Source organism: Shewanella colwelliana, assembly GCF_001735525.1.
Taxonomy (GTDB): Bacteria; Pseudomonadota; Gammaproteobacteria; order Enterobacterales; family Shewanellaceae; genus Shewanella; species Shewanella colwelliana.
In genome coordinates, this window is record NZ_MCBT01000024.1 from 175,609 (window position 1) to 194,255 (window position 18,647).

Genomic DNA, 18,647 nt, shown 5'->3' on the forward strand with positions numbered 1-18,647 from the left:
GCGAGTTCATCACTGCTCGCCCACCTGTGTTTGGGTTATAAGCCGCCCCATAGGGCCGCGATAGTACCTGCAACCATTGCATAGCCGAGTGCGACTGGCATGGTCTTACGAATAATCTCTGATTCACGACCCGCCATGCCTACTACTGTAGCGGCAGCAACAACGTTCATGACGCACATCATGTTACCTGCGTTAGCACCAATACCTTGCAGTGCTAGCGCTAAAGCATGGTTCATGCCTATGTTGTCGGCCACACTGTATTGTAGACCCGAGAACATCATATTGGAGAAGGTTGCTGAGCCTGATAAGAAGGCACCAAAGATACCCACAATCGGTGCAATCCAAGCCCATACTGCGCCCATGGAGTTTGCGAGCAGGTCGGCAAGAGCCACTGGCATAGATTGCAACCCAGCTTCGTTTGAGCCTGAATTGAGGAAGATTTTCACCATAGGCACCGAGGCACCTAAAGAGATAATGGTCGGTAGCATAGATTTACATGACACGGTGATCGATTGCTTAATCGCTGAAGATTTCATCTTAAACAGCACGAAACCTATCAGACAGACCAAAACAAAGAAGGCACCAGGGGCGTAAAGGGTAGCAAAACCAGCTTTAAGCTCTGTGCCGAGTAAACCTGTCCAGCTAATATTAAAGCTCGTCAACCAAGTTTTAAGTGGTGCTACTGTGCGTGATAGCACTAACAGCGCAGCCATAATGATGTAAGGAGTCCATGCGGCAAACTGAGAGAACTGGGCTTTAGTTTCAACAACCGCTTTCTCTTGATTGTCATTTTCAGCAAAGTCATTCCAAGGCGTTTTAGGCAGTAAGTAACCTTTTTTCGCCACAGGGATCACGAGGGCCATACCTACTAACGCACCAATCACCGATGGGAATTCTGGGCCAGCAAAGTAGTTGATTAACCAAGCGGGAATCGTAAAGGCGAAGCCCGCGAACAGGGCAAACTTCCAGATGGCCAAGCCCTCTTTAAAGGATTTGTTACGACCAAAGAAACCGGTAAGTACCGCAACGAGCACTAATGGAATTAAAGTACCTGTGATCAGATCTATGGTGATCATGTGTAACGCAATGAACTGGGCATAGTCGGCGAAGTTACCACCGTGCTGAGCAATCTGCTCTGATGCCATGCTCACACCACCTTGCATCAAGCCTTGTTCCATACCAAATAGAACCGGTAAGCCGATAGCGCCGAATGATACGCTGGTAGAGTCGGCGATAAGTGCTACAACCGCAGCTGCAATAGGTGGTACACCTAACAGCACTAGCAGTGGTGCGCCAATGGCGGCGGGTGTACCAAAGCCTGCAGAGCCTTCGATAAAGGATCCAAATAGCCAGCAGATGATGACCACCTGTACTCGCGCGTCACCACTAATATTGGTAAAGCCTGCCCGAATAGTGTCCATTGCACCGGAATACTTAAGGGTATTAAGTAAGAATACTGCACCAAAGATAATGGTCAGTGGTGTTAAGGCCGATAGCAAACCTTCCACCACTGAGGCCGCTAAGATGGTGGTATCCATCTGCCAGATAAACACCGCAGCAAGACCGGTTACCACCATAGAGATGGGCATGGCACGCGAAGCTGGCATTCGTAAAAGTACCAAAAAGAGCATCACGCTGATTACTGGCGTTAAGCTGGCGAGTAGTTGAAGTAGGGTCATAATTGCCTCTTACTGTCTTTACTTTAATATTTCTAGTTATGGTTGGCGCTGAGTCGTTTGAAACAGTGCTGCGATGTTGTTGCTTAGTGGTAAATTTTTTTGACCAACTAAGTCGTGATGCGTACTAAACGCTAATTCACGTAAAGCCAATATGATCTAGATCATATTGTATCTAATATGTGAGGTGGGGTTAGATGGCTGTGACGTTAGTCTGAAGTGATTAAATGGTTTTGTGACGCGCGTCACGCGACAAGGGGCTGGTATATAACAAAACAGTAGTGAGTTAGCATTTTTTAGCAAAAAACGATGATTTTAATGACGTATTTACTCTAAGTTTTGCTGTTTTTTGCAAAAATCTGATCTGATAATTTCATTTCTGAATTAAAAAATGTAATGACTAAATAATTGTCAATGTGATGTAGATCGCCTTGTTACTGGGTTGTGCTTTCTTTGAATTGGTAAGATCAATTTAACCTTCAATAAAATAGACCTTTATTACTCAGCGCTATTTTAGCCGTTGTGATTATGTTAAGCCTTATAGGGCCTAACTGATCTTGCTCACAATTCAATTTTGGTGGTTTATTTCTATTTGATGGCCACTATCGACGCATTTTAAATGTACGTCAGTACTACTTAATACGTTAAAAAATAACACATTAAGCGGCAGTGTGTCGCTTAATGTGTGCTAAAAGTTATTCTCGGTTAAAGCAAAGGTTATCAATTAGGCGGGTATTCCCCATATATGCCGCGGCAAGGATCACCAGGTGCTGGTGGTCAGTACTGACTGGGTCTAAGGTATCGGCACAGCGTACGGCAAGATAATCGGGCTTAAATCCAGCGGCAGCCAGCTGCTGAGTTGCGATTGAAATAGCCTCTTCAATCATTCCGTCTGACTGAATGGCACTAGCCATTTTATCCATGGTCTGCTTAAGCACTGCTGCAGCGCTTTTTTGCTCGTTACTGAGATAGCCATTTCGTGAGCTCATCGCAAGGCCTGAAGCCTCTCTGATGGTCTCAACGCCCACTATCTCGATTGGCATAGAGAGGTCGTCAACCATGGTTTTGATCACCATAAGTTGTTGGAAGTCTTTTTTACCAAATAACGCGATATCCGGCTGGACGATATTAAACAGTTTGCACACTATGGTCGCGACACCGCGAAAATGCCCAGGGCGACTCGCCCCACACAGTTCGTCTGAGATAGCCGGCACCTCAACAAAGCTCTGTTTGTCCATCCCTTTGGGGTAAATGATCGCTGGCGTTGGGGTAAAGAGTAACTCAGCACCTGCATCAATGAGGGCAGCCTTATCGGCGTCTAATGTGCGTGGATAAGCGTCTAGATCTTCATTAACGCCAAATTGCATTGGGTTGACAAAGATTGACACCACAACGTGATCGGCGCGTTTAACGGCTTCTTTTACTAAGGTGATGTGACCTAAGTGCAGGTTTCCCATGGTCGGTACAAAGGCGACGGTTTCACCTTGACGTTTCCAAAGGCGAACTTGCTCACGGATGTGAGCGATATCTTGAGTAGTAAACATGGTTATAACGACCTTTTTAACAGCTCTTAGGATTAGCTAAACGTATGTTCGCTGCTTGGGAAGATTCCTTTATCCACCTCTTCGATATAGGCGCGAATGGCGCTGCGTATCTCACCAGTTTGGGCAAGGTAGTTTTTCGAAAAGCGTGGAATGTAGCCGCTAGAGATGCCTAATACATCGTGCATGACTAAGATCTGGCCATCGGTGTCAGCGCCTGCACCGATTCCGATCACTGGGATAGCGAGTGCTTCGGTGATGGTTTTAGCCAGTGCGACTGGAATGCACTCAACCACTAATAGCTGCGCGCCAGCGGCTTCTAATGCTTTGGCTTCATTTAAAATACGCTGGGCGTTGTCGGCATCACGACCTTGTACTTTGAAACCACCAAAAACATGCACCGATTGCGGTGTAAGGCCGAGATGGGCGCACACAGGTATCCCGCGTTCGGTCAGCTTAGTCACAGTGTCGAGTAGCCAATGTCCACCTTCGACTTTAACCATGTTGGCCCCCGCTTGCATCAGCGTCGTGGCGTTGGTCATGGCTTGTTCTGGTGTGGCATAACTCATAAAGGGCATATCGGCTATCAGTAGCGCCTGCTTAATACCGCGACGCACGCAACGCGTATGGTAAGCGATATCGTCAATGGTTACAGGTAAGGTGTCATCATGGCCTTGGAGTACCATCCCCATCGAGTCGCCAACAAGCAGGACATCGATACCTTCACTATCGAACGCGCCCGCAAAACTGGCGTCATAGGCGGTGAGTGAAGTGAACTTTTTTCCTTCCTGCTTAAATTTAAGCAGGGTAGAGCTGGTTATCTTGGACATAATGGTGGTCTTAAATCAATTTATAAAAAGGAACTCGGTACACACTAGTGTGCTTTATATGCTAACTGGGCGCCAAGTTCAATGATCTGGGCCGAGTTGTTGCAATTGCATCGCCAGCTCATTGTTAATTAGGCTCGCTAATGGCGTCCCGCAAGGAAGGATTAATGCCGGTGCAATATCTGCAAGTGGGATCAGCACAAAACTGCGTTGTTTCATGCCGTAATGTGGAACGGTTAATCTTGGCTGGTTTATCGTTTGATTACCGTAAAGCAGCAGATCGAGATCTAAGGTTCTGGCGCCCCAGCGGATATTGCGTACGCGGCCTTGCTGGTGCTCAATCCCTTGCAGTGCATCGAGTAGTGGGATGGGGGCAAGGTCGCAATGAAATGATGCAACAGCATTAACATAGTCGGGTTGTTCAACTTCACCCATAGGAGCGCTGCGATAATAGGGGGAGACGTTGATAATGCCATCGCTGGCGATCAGCTTGAGCGCTTTAATCGCATCATCAAGTTGAGCAGCTGGGGACTCAAGGTTAGCCCCCAATGCGACGTAGACATAGGTCATTATTCTGCTGGCTTGCTGGTTTTCTTTGGGCTGCGACGACGGCTATTACTGCGATTACGATTGCCTTTGCCCTTGCTGCCACTGCGTGCGATGACACTGCGTTGTTCTTCACTGCCTTCAACGAAGCTTTTCCACCATGCGGCAGACTTGGCCACATTGCCACCTTCGGCTTCTGCGCGCAGTAGCAAGAGGTCATAAGCGGCTCGGAATTTAGGGTGCTCGATAAACTTAAAGGCGCGGGTGCCCTGATTACGGTCAAAGCGCAGTTGTAGTTGCCAGATATCTTTAGCCGGTGTGCTAAAGCGACGAGGGATGCTGATGGTTTGGCATTGCTGCTCCATCACATCGCCCATGGCAGCGTAAAAGGCATCATATAAGCTTAAGCCGCTTTCCAGTGCGATATCGTCGGCTCGCTGACTCAAGGGGTACCACAACATTGCCGCGTAGAAAAATGCAGGAGTAACAGACTTCTCTGCGTTTACTCGCTCATCTGTATTACGCATAATGGCGTTGGCCATCTTGGCAACAGGGCCTTTAGGATCATCCTTTAATAAGGTTTCAATTAATGGGAATAGCGGCTCAAACAGGCCGAATTCACGCATCATGGTGAAATTGTTTTGTGCTTGACCGTTGAAGAAGAGTTTCAATATCTCTTCATACATGCGTGCTGCGGGAATATCTTTAAGCAGCGGCGCCAGCTCATAGATAGGTTCTGACGCGCCTTTATCTATGCTCATGCCCAGTTTTGTGGCAAAGCGCACGGCTCGAAGCATACGCACAGGATCTTCACGATAGCGCTTCTGTGGATCGCCAATCAGGCGCAGAGTGCGCGACTCAAGATCTTGTAAGCCGCCGCCATAACTGTGGATAGAGAAGTCACTGATATCGTAATAGAGTGCATTAACCGTAAAGTCACGGCGTTCTGCATCTTCATCAATGGTGCCATAAACATTATCACGCAGCAGACGACCTTCAGCGTTGGTCTTAGAAATCTTTTCACCGCTATCAACATGGTGACCGCGTAAGGTGGCCACTTCAATGACATCACGACCGAAAACGATATGCGCCAGACGGAATCTACGGCCCACAAGGCGACAGTTACGGAACAGCTTTTTGATCTCTTCGGGAGTGGCGTTAGTCACCACATCGAAATCTTTAGGTTCGAGGCCTAATAAAATATCGCGTACACCGCCGCCAACAAGGTAGGCCTTAAAGCCCGCTTTGTGCAGTCTATAGAGTACTTTTATAGCGTTTTCGCTAATCTGCTTACGAGAGATAGCGTGATGTTTGCGCGCTACAACTTCCAAGCTTAGTCCCGCTTGTGTGGTTTCTGTGTTGTTTTGATTGTCGTCAAAAAGCTGCTTACAGAATTGACTAATACGGCGAAAAATAGGACACCTCGAACATGGATCTAAAGTTAGCGATAAAATAAGGCCGCTATCATAACTCAAATACAGCTTAAAGAGTATACCCTCAGGGAAGCGGTTAGCTGCCAATGATCACGGCGCGAGTGTCATAGGCAGCGATGATTGCCCTTAACGTTACAGGACAATCTCCTGCTGTTTAGGTATAGCGTGTAGCGTAAATTGGCTGATAGCTTGAGTGAGCATAGTGCGCGGATCATCGATATCGACACTAGGTTGACCTAAAAAGGCCAGCGCAGATTGGATACTTTGCTGTGGCGCCTTACTGTCTATGGCTGGCGCATGGTTTTGCTTTGACAGTTTTAGCCCAGGCTCAGCGCAAACGAGTGGCAGATGTAACCATTGAGGGCTGGTGAGTGAAAACTGATTGAACAATGTTGCTTGGCGCGCACTCGAGGTCAGTAGATCACAGCCTCGAACGACTTCGGTGATCCCTTGATAAGCATCATCCATGACGACCGCAAGCTGATACGCATAGAGACCATCTCGGCGTTTAATAATAAAATCTTCGCTGGCAAAATCGGCATCGACATCGATCTCTCCCATTAATTGATCAGTAAACTGGCATACGGGACTGGTGTTGCGGATTCTAATAGCGCCTTGGTTTAGTTGTGGGTGTAGCTGGCCGCAGCGACCATCATAATGGCCACCCATAGTTTTGATCAATTTGCGGGTACATTGGCAATAATAAGCGTCATTCTGACTCAGTAACTGTTGCAGCTGCATCTCATAGGCGTCGAGCCGACTGCTTTGGTAAAGCTCTGTGTCATCCCAGTGCAAGCCGTAGGCGTCTAAAGTACTTAAGATGTGGCTACTGGCACCGGCAATTTCACGAGGAGGATCGATATCTTCGATTCTGACTAGCCATTTTCCCTGTTGAGCACGTGCTCGCAGGTAACTGCCAAGGGCAGCAATCAGTGATCCGAAATGGAGTGGCCCCGAGGGTGAAGGAGCGAAACGACCGATATAGGCTTTAGAGTGCACGTTGCAGCCTTTGCAAGAAGCAGATACTAAAAAGCGGGGATAATCCCCGCTTTCATTAAAAAGTCAGATTAACCAGCCATCTGCTTTTCTTTAATCTCAGCAAGTGTCTTACAGTCGATACACTGATCGGCAGTAGGACGGGCTTCGAGACGGCGAATACCAATTTCGATACCGCACGAGTCACAGAAACCGAAATCATCATCTTCAATTTTCTGTAGCGTTTTTTCAATCTTCTTGATCAGTTTACGCTCTCTGTCACGGGCACGAAGTTCTAAGCTGAACTCCTCTTCCTGCGCAGCGCGATCCACTGGATCGGGAAAGTTTGCCGCTTCATCTTGCATATGACTAAGAGTGCGGTCTACTTCTTCGCGAAGTTGGTTGCGCCATGCATCGAGAATCTTTCTGAAATGACCAAGTTGATTGTCATTCATATACTCCTCGCCAGGTTTCTCCTGGTAAGGATCTACACCTGCGATAGCGAGCACGCCAAGTTTTTTAGTGCCTTCAGGCATAACGCATCTCCTGTTAATCATTTGCGTTGTAGGGCGTCTTTCATTAAAGGCCGATATCTATATCAGAAACTGATATACCACGCAAATTTTTTATGTTGCCATCTCTTTATCTTTTGACTATGTCCTCTATTTAGCATTAATTCAACTTTTACTCGCCTTTTAGAGTTTGACAGGGCAGGATTTAGCCAAGAAAGCACTGTTTGGTGATAGTTGCGCACGATAAGCCAAGATTTCTACGCCAGCTTGAGCTGCCTGTTGGAGTAAGTTGGCATAGTCAGGGTCGATGTGACGGGCCGCTGTGACCGAAGTAATGCCGCTGTGTTGCACCACAAATAATAGTACCGCTCTGTGGCCTAAACGCACCATCTCCATTAGCTCTCGTAAGTGCTTTTGGCCGCGAGTCGTCACGGCATCAGGAAAGTAACCTTGACCCTCTTCGAGCAGAGTGCAACTTTTGACTTCAATATAGCAATTCGGTCTATGCTCATCTTCAAGAAGTAGATCGATACGACTATTTTCACTGCCGTATTTAACTTCGCGACGCAGTGATGCATATCCGCTTAACTCGCTAATCACCCCTTGAGCGATCCCTTCGGCGGCTAACTCGTTTGCACGGCCCGTATTGATGCCAATAATGTCTCCTACATCATTATGGGCTTGTTCCCAAGTATTGGGGTACTTACGTTTGGGATTGTCTGAGGTGGAATACCAGACTTTTTCACCCGGAAAGAGGCAGTGACGCATCGACCCTGTATTAGGGCAATGAATGGTGATTTGTGAGTCGTCGGGCAATTGGATATCAGCAAGAAAACGTTTATAGCGTTTGATTAAGGTGCCTTGTTCAAATTTGGGATCAAAAAGCATACTAAAAAATCATCAAATAAGCGGTGGCAGCAGGTTAGCAGAAAGTACGGAGCGAGCCTATTGGCGGATCAGGTTTTATCCTGATTAAGGTTTGGGGTTATACTTGGGCGCAAAAATGAAGACTCGATAATAATGCCTGTCAGATTAGCGCAAACAAATAGGGCGTTAGCAAGTGTAAGAAATCATGCTAATGATGACCTCGTGAGCTCTGTTTTTGCCATGACAAAATCTGATTAAGATAATTGCTGTCCAAACAAGGAATCGATATGAGCCACGCGATGAAGATTATTCTGACCAATGATGCACCTGCCGCCCACTGGGGAAAAGCCGATGTGACTTTTGAGCAGGGGCAAGCCTATATTCACCTGCAAGCCGGTGATCATTTGCGCCAAGTGCAACAGGCCGCCCGTAAACTCCGCAGCCAAGGGCTTTCACAGGTTGCATTGTGTGGTGAACATTGGGAGTTACACACTCAATGGGCGTTTGCTCAAGGTTTCGCCACGGCAAAAGGTGCTGGTGAGATTCAATGGACAGGCGATGAGAGTATGCAGAAGTTGTTGACTGACCGCCTAGCCAGTGCCAGCTTTGCACGCCAACAAATTAATGAAACCCCAGAGAATTTAGCGCCGGTAACATTAGCTTCTCAATCGGCTAAATGGTTGGCTGAAATCGGTGGCGATAAGGTGAGCTATCGTATTATTGAGGGCGAAGAGTTACTGCAACAGAAATGGATTGGTATTCATGCAGTCGGTCGCGGTAGTGAGCGTCCTCCAGCGATGTTAGAGCTTGATTACAATCCTTTGGGTGAAGACGCGCCAGTTTCTGTGGCCTTGGTCGGTAAAGGAATCACCTTTGACTCGGGCGGCTATAGCATTAAAGCGTCTGAAGGAATGTTGGGAATGAAGTGCGATATGGGCGGTGCAGCCACCGTTACTGCAGCACTTGGTTTAGCTATCAAATCAGGCTTAAACAAGCGTGTAAAACTCTTTTTGTGCTGTGCTGAAAACCTAATTAGTGGCCATGCTTACAAGCTGGGCGATATATTGACCTATAAAAATGGTGTGTCGGTGGAAGTGGTTAATACCGATGCGGAAGGGCGTTTAGTACTGGCCGATGGTCTGCAAGCCGCGTCGGAAACCGGGGCACCATTAATCATCGATGCGGCAACGTTAACTGGCGCAGCCTTGATGGCCGTTGGCACCAACTATAACGCCATTTTCTCTCCAAGCAGCGAGTTACTGGCGCGCACTCAAGCTAAAGCCGCAAGTGTGGCGGAGCGTGTGTGGCCATTACCGTTAGATCCTTGGCATAAAGAGATGTGTCCATCACCGTATGCCGATACCGCAAATAGTCGCCCAGTGAAAGGAGGCGGCGCTGGTGGAGCCTCTAACGCGGCAGGGTTCTTGTGGCACTTTGTGTCACCTGATGCACAGTGGCTGCATGTGGATTTAGCCGCGGCATTTGCTGACAGTGCTAATGGACTTTGGGCCGCCGGTGCAACCACTCACGGTGTATTGACGGTAGCTGCACTATTGGAAGACTAAGCGTCTTAATGACTTAACTCTATCGAATACTTAAAGCGGTCTCATCATGAGGCCGCTTTTTTATCTACGCTCACGGCTCATCTATCAGAGACCATGACGACACGATGGGATAGCGCACGCCATTGTGAGTGGACACCGATTGATACAGATGCAAGGTATCAGGGGCAAAGTATAAGGGGGCTGGTGGCGCAGCGGTCAGCCGCTTGGCTTTGCGATACAAAGTGATGTGGGGGATAAAGTCATGCTCGCTGCAGTGCAGGCCTATATCTGTGGCCAAGGTGACGCTTCGACGTTTAAGGTCGATTAAATTGGGATCAAGAGCTTTACCTATTAGGCAGATGGCGCTGGCTTTTTGCCAGTGAACGAATTCATTAAGTATGACGTTAAAACGCTTGAACTTAGCGGCAGTAGAGTGATGATTGAGTTGTTCAATGAGGCAAGCTTGTTGGTACTCATTTACTTGGCCAAGGAAGGCCAACGTCAGATGTAAATTAGCTGATGGCACTCGGTTACCATCGCTTTCAATAGCATTTTGCTCACCGAGTAGTTGTGTGGTTTGTACCTCATTTGGACTGAAACCTAAAAAAAGTCTCTTTAACATAGCGGTCTACTCTTCTACGGATTGCGATGAAAGCTAAATGTCATTGATGAAATTGTATTATTACTGATTAACACTTGAGTGTGTTACGGATTTGTTGTTAACTAATTTGTATACAAAAATTCGCGTGATAATCCCTGTTACTCATGAGTCAACGCATTGTATTAATTTACGATACTAATAAGCTCTTTCATATCGTATTAGCGTGTGAATCGTTGAAATAACGGGGTCATTGCCGTATCCCTAGCTATAATTTTAGTGTCGTAAGCCCGAGTCACCAAGGAAATTAGCCCTATATGCCTAATAGCAAGCAGCATCAACCGTATCTATTACAACAGGTTTTGGCCTATTTGTGTGATGGTGGATTAGATGATGAGCTTGATGCTGTATTAGAAAATCTCGCCGTGGATGTCAACTGTGATGGACTATTTTTGCTGCGTGTTACTCAGCAGCGACGTCATCTGGTGGTTGAGGCGATGAGCCAGACACAGGGGGCGAAATTAAGCCGCAAAGATGCGGAACGATTATTGACTCGGCTGGCCAACCATCGTCGTTTACACTCCTATGCATCACTCAAAACGCCCTGTATTGTCGATGATCTCAACACCATTATCGACGACGACCTAGCCATTCAGTCACAATTGGATGCCGTGCAGATCCGCAGTGTGTTGTTGATGCCAATTAGTGGTATTGATACCTATATATTGGGAGCCTATCGTTACGATTGTGACGAGCCATGGCACGAGGATAAGATTGAAGCGCTTCGATTAGCGAGCCACCTGGTCGCGTTTAAGCAAGAGTTAATTCGCCAACGTTCGATTGTTAGCAATAATGAACTGGTGTGTGCCGAACACTTGTATCGATTGCCGATGCCCTGCGCGCATATTGATATTGATAATAAAGTAGTGCGTTTTAATGTGAGTGCTGAAGAGACACTGCATCTGCAGGCGATGCAAGAGGTGTTGACCTTGGTTAATCGCCGTGACGAAGCATTACTGCTTGATACCATGCAGTTAGTGAGAGGCCAAGTTTTAGAGCAAGCTTCCTGTGAACTGGTAATAAAGCCAAGTCCTTCCCCTGCACCGTCACGACTGACTTTTTTGTCGCTCTCTGGTGAAGAGGGGCCACTATTGATGTTTATTGAGCCTATCGAAGAGCAGCTTGCCACGGCCCCACCCATCTCCTTGCATTTCGATGGGCTAACAGGACTGCCTAATCGTAGCTATTTCGAAGCGCTATACACTCAAGCTAAGCCTAATCGTCAAGGGCGTTCTACCTTCGTTGCGTTTATCAATTTAGATCGTTTTCAGATCGTCAACAATGTCAGTGGCCACAAGGCGGGTGATCGCCTGCTTTGTGAAGTGGCGGCACGACTTGGGCTGTTAGTGCGCAAAGATGATGTGGTCGCACGTCTTAGTGGCGATGAATTCGGTATTTTGATGCCAGATATCGACATGGCGATCGCCCAGCAAGTGGCGCAGCGTATCTGTCATGCCCTCAGTGAGCATGAATTTGTATGGAATGAGAGAAAACACAGTGTCAGTATCAGCTTGGGCTTAGCTCGGTGCGATGTACCAGAAGAGTCGATCTCCGAGCTGTTAAGAAGTGCCAGTGCTGCGTGCCGTATTGCCAAAGAAAAAGGGCGTAACGGTTGGTACTTGTATCAGGCGGATGACCCCACCTTAGATAGACTTAATACCGATATGAGTGCCTCTGTGGATATTATCGGAGCCTTGTCCAAGGACCAATTTGAGCTTTATTTTCAGCCGATAGAGCCGTTAATGAAGGAGTCAGAAGGCTTACATTTAGAGATATTGCTTCGAATGATATCCGATGATGGTGAGCTGATTGCACCAGGGATTTTCTTACCGGCAGCCGAGCGCTTTAATTTGGTCTCAAAAGTCGATAAATGGGTGATTGATCATCTATTGCGCTGGGGGGCTGAGCATTTATCACTTTGGCAGGCGATGTCTATGATATCGGTGAACTTATCGGCGTTATCGATAGGCGACAAAGAGTTTATTGACTGGTTAGAGATGCGTCTACTGGGTGAGCCTGAGTTGGTGGGTAAACTCTGCTTTGAGATCACCGAAACCGCAGCGGTCAGTCAGTTAGATCATGCAACCGAATTGATTAACTTAGTAAAGCCTATGGGGTGTAAGCTGGCCCTTGATGATTTTGGCTCCGGTTTTTCAAGCTTTGCTTATCTGAAATTACTGGATGTGGATTTTGTCAAAATTGATGGTCAATTTGTGCAAAACCTATGCGAGGACAAGGCAGACCAAGCCATTGTTAATGCCATTGTGCAGTTAGGTCGTGATATGGAGTTTGAGATCATCGCCGAGTTTGTTGAATCAGTAGCCGTTGGTCGTCACCTTAAAGAGCTTGGCGTGGACTATGGACAAGGTTATGGTATCGCTAAGCCGAGTTCATTGAATGGCCTGACGTCGGGCAACAGTTTAGCCTGGTACCAACAACTCAGTTAGTGAGTTGCCGTCGCACATCAGTTTTGTTTTGTTGGCTTTCCTTGTACACTTGTCGCAGTTTTTAGCGATAGAACGCCACCTTTGAATCAGTTACCTATCCATCAGCTCCTTAGTCGCATTCAACAAACATTAGCGGCCCATGACCAGCTCATTTTACAAGCCCCTACCGGTGCCGGAAAGTCGACCGCCTTGCCTTTAGCAATGCTCGATTGGCCTGAGATATCGGGGAAAATCCTGATGCTCGAACCAAGACGCATGGCGGCAAGAAATGTTGCCCGCTTTATTGCTAAGCAGTGCGGCCAAACTGTGGGCAAGCGGGTGGGTTACCGAGTAAAAGGCGAATCCAGAGTCAGCAAAGAGACTCAGTTGGAAGTGGTGACAGAAGGGGTTCTAACGCGGATGATCCAGCAAGATCCTGAGTTAGCAGGAATTGGGCTGATTATTTTCGATGAGATCCATGAACGTCATCTCACCACGGATCTTGGTTTGGCCCTAGCGCTTGAGCTGCAAGCTGGTTTCCGTGAAGATCTTAAGATTGTCGCCATGTCAGCGACATTATCCGGTTTACCGCTGCGTGCCTTAATGCCCAATGCGGTGCTACTTGAAAGTGAGGGGCGTAGTTTCCCGGTGGAGATTGAATATCAAGCGCCTGGGACGCAACAAGATTGGTTGTTACATATGGCAAAAGTTATCCATGATGCGCTCAATCAGCATCAAATGGGGTCGCTATTAACTTTCTTGCCCGGACAGAAAGAAATCAATCGGTTAGCTCAATATCTCAATGAACGTCTGGATACAACCAAATACCTTATTGCGCCGCTTTATGGCAGCTTACCTGCTGCGGCTCAAGACAGCGCTATCGCTCCAGCACCGACCGGAATGCGAAAAGTGGTGCTGTCGACCAATGTTGCCGAGTCGAGTTTAACGATTGAGGGGATCACTTTAGTCATCGATTCGGGTTATAAACGCCAAGCCAGTTTCAATCCTAAAACGGGCGTAAGCCGTTTGTCACTTAAGCGCATTAGCCAAGCATCTGCGGCGCAACGCGCTGGTCGTGCGGGTCGTCTGTGTGCTGGGCATTGTATCCGCTTATGGGGACAGGAGGAGCACGGTCGATTAATGCAAGCCGATGATCCCGAAATCCTTCATGGCGATCTGACCGCCATGGTGCTCGACGCGGCTTATTGGGGCGTTAGCGCATTAGCTGAGTTACCGCTATTAAGCCCCGCCAATCAGGCCAATGAAGCGGTGGCTTGGTCGCTACTCACCCAGCTCACTTTGGTTGATGACCAACGTAAAATCACCCCCCATGGACAAGCGGCTTATCAATTGGGATGTCATCCGCGTTTGGCACATATGCTGCTTCAAGCTCAAGCGTTTGATAAAGGTGATAACGTCGGCCACCACTTGGGCTTAGCGGCGGTATTGGCGGGTATTTTGGAGTCTCGCACTCTGCCGCGAAGAGGCGCAGATATCAGCAGCTATTTACGTGATGCACGTCAAGGCGAAGTCGCGCAACTGGCTCGAGGTTACCTACAACGGGTGAATGGCGCAAACCATATTGATGATGAGGTTTATCAAAGTCATCCCGACGAGATGGCGCTGTTATTAGCGTTGGCATATCCTGACCGCATCGCCAAAGGACGGGGTGATCATCGTTACCTACTCGCCTGCGGTGTTGGCGTGAGTTTGAGAGAGCATGAAGCGTTAGTCGCGACGCCTTGGTTAGTCGTTGCCGACTTTCAAGAGTCGCAGGGGCAGAGCAGTGGTCTCGTCTATTTGGCTGCTAAGTTAAATCCGCAGACTTTGACCTCTGAGCTTCGCCATTGTGTGAGTAATCATGTGGAGTGTGGCTGGGATGAGCTGCAGGGGCGGTTTGTTGCCTTTGAGCAAAAACGGATAGGTGCTATCGTTGTTGAGCAGCGTCAACTACAGCAACTTGATAGTACACTGATAAAGCAAGCAATTTATGGATTACTCCGTACTAAAGGGCTATCGATATTGGCATTTGATGATAAGGTAACCCAGCTTCGTCAACGTATTGCTTTAGCGACCCATTATCAGCTAGCGGGTACTTGGTTTGATGTGAGTGAGCAAGGGCTATTGGCTCAGTTGGAGCAGTGGCTCGGCCCTTATTTAGATGATGTTCGTCGTATCGGACAGCTTAAAAGTTTGGATTTTTATGGGATACTGTTCAACCGTTTACCGTGGGAGCAACAGCAGCAACTGAATGAGATGTTGCCTACGCACTGGTTGATGAAAACAGGAACCCGAGCGAGAATTCGTTACGAAGCCTCTGGTCGAGCCTTATTGAGCGTGCGACTGCAAGAGGCTTTAGGCTTGGCGCAAAGCCCACAGATCGCGCAGGGAAAGTTAACGGTTACTATGGAGTTACTGTCGCCTGCTCAGCGACCGCTGGCATTGACAGCCGATCTGGCCAACTTTTGGAATGGCGCGTATGTTGAGGTGAAAAAAGAGATGAAAGGCCGCTACCCTAAGCACCTATGGCCCGATGATCCAGCCAACACCTTACCGACCAAATTCACCAAGAAAAAGACATTAAATAACGGCCAGTAAAACGCCGTTATCGATTTTTAATGGAATTGTAATGACAACGAAAGAGACACCAAAGAAGCGCGCACCACGCAAGCCTGCCAGTAAGTCAGCCAAGGCCAAATCAAAGCCTAAGAAGGGCGTGGCGACCTCCAGAGGGTGGGGGCGTAAGCTCTGGTCGATAACTTGGAAATTAGCGCTGATTGTTATGGCCGCGTTGACTATCTACAGTATCTATTTAGATCAGATTATTGCGCGTAAGTTTGAGGGACAGAAGTGGCACCTTCCAGCGCAGGTATTTAGCCGTTCGATGGCACTGTATCCAGGGGCTGCCGTCAGTCACGGACAGTTGATTGCCGAGCTAAAACTACTTGGATATCGTAAGGTGGCCAATCCTCGTCAAGTGGGTGAGTTTTCTGCGTCTAAAACTAAAGTTGATCTATGGCGTCGCCCCTTCCTACATCCACAAGGCTCTCAAGGTGAGCAACGAGTGATGATCACTTTTGATGGTTTAGGGGTTGAGTCTGTCGCTCGCCATGATGATAAACGTCAAATGGCTGTGTTTCATCTAGAACCTGTGCTGCTGGACCGCATGATCACTGGTGATGGTGAAGATAGGTTATTTGTGCCGACAGAAAAGATGCCGCAGGCGATCGTAGATGCCTTAATATTGGTGGAGGACAGAAGTTTTTATCAACATCACGGCGTGAACCCTTTTGCCATTGTGCGAGCGGCGATGGTGAATATCAGTGCTGGTCGAACCGTTCAAGGTGGCTCGACCTTAACCCAGCAGTTGGCGAAAAACTTCTTCTTATCCAGTGAGCGCTCACTTATCCGTAAAGTGCGAGAAGCCTTGATGGCGATCATTATCGATTTTCGCTATGACAAAGATGAGATCCTTGAGGCGTACTTAAATGAAGTCTATATGGGGCAAGATAAGTCGCGTGCTGTTCATGGTATGGGGCTCGCTTCTCAATTTTATTTTGGTCGCCCGATTGCCGAACTGACTTTGCCGCAACAGGCATTTTTGGTCGCGGCGATTAAAGGTCCTTCCTATTACAATCCTTGGCGTTACCCTGCGCGCGCGCAAGAGCGTCGTGATCTAGTGCTGCGTTTGCTCATGGAGGCGGAGCAGTTATCGGTGGCGCAATATAAAGCGGCAGTGGAATCACCACTGGGGCTGCGTAAGTTTGATAAACCTGTGCATCAGAAGTTGCCAGCATTTTTTGCAGTAGTGAGACATGAATTAAATCAACGTTTTGGCAATGCTTTGCTGCAGCAGTCGGGTATTAAGGTGTACACCACCTTAGATCCAATGGCGCAAGAGGCGGCTGAAAAAGCCGTGGCTTCGACCATGAAACAGTTGAGCCAACGTGATAAGGCATTGCAAGTCGGTATGGTGTTGACCGACAAGTACTCCGCGGGCATAGCTGCCATGGTCGGTGATAAGGTGCCAAGCTACCAAGGGTTTAATCGTGCCGTAGAGATAAGACGTCCCATAGGCTCCTTGGTCAAACCCTTTGTCTATGCAACAGCTTTGTCTCAGGGGAATAAATACACCTTAGCGACCCCCTTGAAAGATGAGCCTATTACCCTTAAAAATGGTCAGGGTAAAACTTGGTCACCCCAAAACGTGGACAAAAAGTTTACCGGACAGGTGCCGTTATTAACCGCTTTTAAACGTTCGATGAATGTGCCAACGGTTAATTTGGGTATGGCTATCGGCACTAGTGCGGTGGCGACGACACTAGATAAAGCTGGTTGGACTGACAAAATTCCTGAGTACCCATCGATGCTATTGGGGGCTATTAATGGCTCACCTTTGATGGTGGCACAGGCGTATCAAACCCTTGCCGATAATGGTCGTTACCGTCAGTTGAGTGCGGTGACTCATGTACTCGATATGGACAATAATCCGCTGCAGGGCGCGGGGCTCTCTTCATCACAGGCCATTGATGTTGGCAGTGACTTTTTAGTGCAGCATGCCATGACTCAAGTGGTCGCGTCGGGGACGGCGCGGCGGCTGGGTCAGGCGTTTCCAGGTGTCACCTTGGCGGGTAAGACCGGAACCAGTAACGACTCTCGTGACTCTTGGTTTGCCGGTTTTGATGAGCGAAATGTCGCGGCAATTTGGGTCGGTTTAGATGATAACGGCAAAACAGGCTTGTATGGCAGTAGTGGTGCCATGGCGGTTTATCAGGCGTTCTTAAAAAATAGGGCGCCTATTAGCCTAAGGCGAACACCTGTAAATGGTGTGGTGCAGGGCTATTTTGATGCCACATCTGGTGCGGCAATGGAGCGTGATTGTGGCAATGTGATGGCGCTGCCGGCACTGGCAGAGAGTTATCATCCAGCCAAAAACTGTGGTGAGCCACTGTCGTGGTGGCAAAAACTGACTGGCGGTTAATGCTTACCGGCTTAGAGAAGGGATCTTTTTCCCTTATCTAGTCGGTTAGCAGCTTAGTCTTAAACCTGAACACTGGAACATCTCAGCCGTCATATGCAGGTAGTACTGTTGCATATCGACCATTTCGTTATGGGTCGGCGATAGCCGCTGCTGCGCTTCTTTAATCTCAAACCCTAAAGAGAGTAGGCTCTTTACCGAGGGATGATTGTCACAATTGACGTAACAATATACCTCGTTGAGCTGGAGTACGTCGAAGGCGATGGTTAATAGCTGCTGTTTTATATACTTATTGAGCCCTTTGCCTTGCTGATCGCCAATGAGCCAGGTTCCAGTCTCTGCACGGCGATGATCAAAATCCATATTTTTAAGTCGGGTAAAGCCGATGATCGCATCGGTTTCTTTAAGCCGTACACTAAATAAAAAGCTGCCTTCATCTGACAATACGTTGGTAAAATAGTGGTTAAAGCTCTCTGGTGTACTCTTTGGAAACCGTGCGAAACGCCAAATCCTTGGATCTATGCCTATTAATTGCATGAACTCGGTATCTTGGTCTACTAGCGGCTGAATATAGGCGCCGCAATCACTCTGTTTAAATGAGCGACTAAAGGATTGAGTTAGCAATGTGAACTGGGCTAGGTTCGTCATAAGTTCGCCTTATTTA

The 18,647-nt window shown here is 47.9% G+C and carries 14 protein-coding genes; 4 read left to right on the forward strand and 10 right to left on the reverse strand.

Annotation, left to right across the window (positions count from 1 at the left end):
• Positions 1 to 35: 35 nt before the first annotated feature.
• The 8 genes from BEL05_RS09420 to sfsA form a co-directional block, all read right to left on the reverse strand.
• Positions 36 to 1,679, reverse strand: a complete 1,644-nt coding sequence (locus BEL05_RS09420) for an L-lactate permease (RefSeq protein WP_051413076.1) — start codon at positions 1,677 to 1,679, stop codon at positions 36 to 38.
• A 692-nt stretch (positions 1,680 to 2,371) separates the two neighbouring features.
• Positions 2,372 to 3,220 (reverse strand): pantoate--beta-alanine ligase, encoded by an 849-nt coding sequence (gene panC / locus BEL05_RS09425; RefSeq protein WP_028763762.1) that lies wholly within the window; start codon positions 3,218 to 3,220, stop codon positions 2,372 to 2,374.
• A 32-nt stretch (positions 3,221 to 3,252) separates the two neighbouring features.
• Positions 3,253 to 4,047: a 3-methyl-2-oxobutanoate hydroxymethyltransferase gene (gene panB / locus BEL05_RS09430; RefSeq protein ID WP_069671015.1), complete on the reverse strand. Its 795-nt coding sequence runs from the start codon at positions 4,045 to 4,047 to the stop codon at positions 3,253 to 3,255.
• Between the two features lie 78 nt (positions 4,048 to 4,125).
• Positions 4,126 to 4,614, reverse strand: a complete 489-nt coding sequence (folK, locus tag BEL05_RS09435; protein ID WP_028763764.1) for a 2-amino-4-hydroxy-6-hydroxymethyldihydropteridine diphosphokinase — start codon at positions 4,612 to 4,614, stop codon at positions 4,126 to 4,128.
• A complete protein-coding gene (pcnB, locus tag BEL05_RS09440; protein WP_069671041.1) occupies positions 4,614 to 6,065 on the reverse strand; it encodes a polynucleotide adenylyltransferase PcnB in 1,452 nt (483 codons plus the stop codon). The genes folK and pcnB overlap by 1 nt, the downstream gene beginning before the upstream one ends.
• A 90-nt stretch (positions 6,066 to 6,155) precedes the next feature.
• Positions 6,156 to 7,022, reverse strand: a complete 867-nt coding sequence (gene gluQRS / locus BEL05_RS09445) for a tRNA glutamyl-Q(34) synthetase GluQRS (RefSeq protein WP_069671016.1) — start codon at positions 7,020 to 7,022, stop codon at positions 6,156 to 6,158.
• 68 nt (positions 7,023 to 7,090) lie between these two features.
• Positions 7,091 to 7,534, reverse strand: a complete 444-nt coding sequence (gene dksA, locus BEL05_RS09450) for an RNA polymerase-binding protein DksA (protein WP_069671017.1) — start codon at positions 7,532 to 7,534, stop codon at positions 7,091 to 7,093.
• A gap of 159 nt (positions 7,535 to 7,693) precedes the next feature.
• Entirely contained in the window at positions 7,694 to 8,398 is a 705-nt protein-coding gene (gene sfsA, locus BEL05_RS09455) for a DNA/RNA nuclease SfsA (protein ID WP_069671018.1), read from the reverse strand.
• Positions 8,399 to 8,664: 266 nt separating this feature from the next.
• On the opposite strand from sfsA, the gene pepB reads away from it, so the two are divergent.
• Positions 8,665 to 9,942: an aminopeptidase PepB gene (gene pepB, locus BEL05_RS09460; RefSeq protein ID WP_028763769.1), complete on the forward strand. Its 1,278-nt coding sequence runs from the start codon at positions 8,665 to 8,667 to the stop codon at positions 9,940 to 9,942.
• Positions 9,943 to 10,012: 70 nt separating this feature from the next.
• Here the strand turns inward: pepB and thpR are convergent, their stop codons facing one another.
• Positions 10,013 to 10,543, reverse strand: a complete 531-nt coding sequence (gene thpR, locus BEL05_RS09465) for an RNA 2',3'-cyclic phosphodiesterase (protein ID WP_028763770.1) — start codon at positions 10,541 to 10,543, stop codon at positions 10,013 to 10,015.
• 293 nt (positions 10,544 to 10,836) lie between these two features.
• On the opposite strand from thpR, the gene BEL05_RS09470 reads away from it, so the two are divergent.
• The 3 genes from BEL05_RS09470 to mrcB all read left to right on the forward strand — a co-directional run bounded on the left by BEL05_RS09470 (position 10,837) and on the right by mrcB (position 17,986).
• Positions 10,837 to 13,026, forward strand: coding sequence for a putative bifunctional diguanylate cyclase/phosphodiesterase (locus BEL05_RS09470; RefSeq protein WP_069671019.1), 2,190 nt, complete (start codon positions 10,837 to 10,839; stop codon positions 13,024 to 13,026).
• Positions 13,027 to 13,107: 81 nt separating this feature from the next.
• Positions 13,108 to 15,603 (forward strand): ATP-dependent helicase HrpB, encoded by a 2,496-nt coding sequence (hrpB, locus tag BEL05_RS09475; RefSeq protein WP_069671020.1) that lies wholly within the window; start codon positions 13,108 to 13,110, stop codon positions 15,601 to 15,603.
• Positions 15,604 to 15,634: 31 nt separating this feature from the next.
• A complete protein-coding gene (gene mrcB, locus BEL05_RS09480; protein ID WP_083250333.1) occupies positions 15,635 to 17,986 on the forward strand; it encodes a penicillin-binding protein 1B in 2,352 nt (783 codons plus the stop codon).
• A gap of 45 nt (positions 17,987 to 18,031) precedes the next feature.
• On the opposite strand, the gene BEL05_RS09485 is transcribed toward mrcB, so the two are convergent.
• Positions 18,032 to 18,631, reverse strand: a complete 600-nt coding sequence (locus BEL05_RS09485; protein WP_069671021.1) for a GNAT family N-acetyltransferase — start codon at positions 18,629 to 18,631, stop codon at positions 18,032 to 18,034.
• Positions 18,632 to 18,647 lie beyond the last annotated feature (16 nt).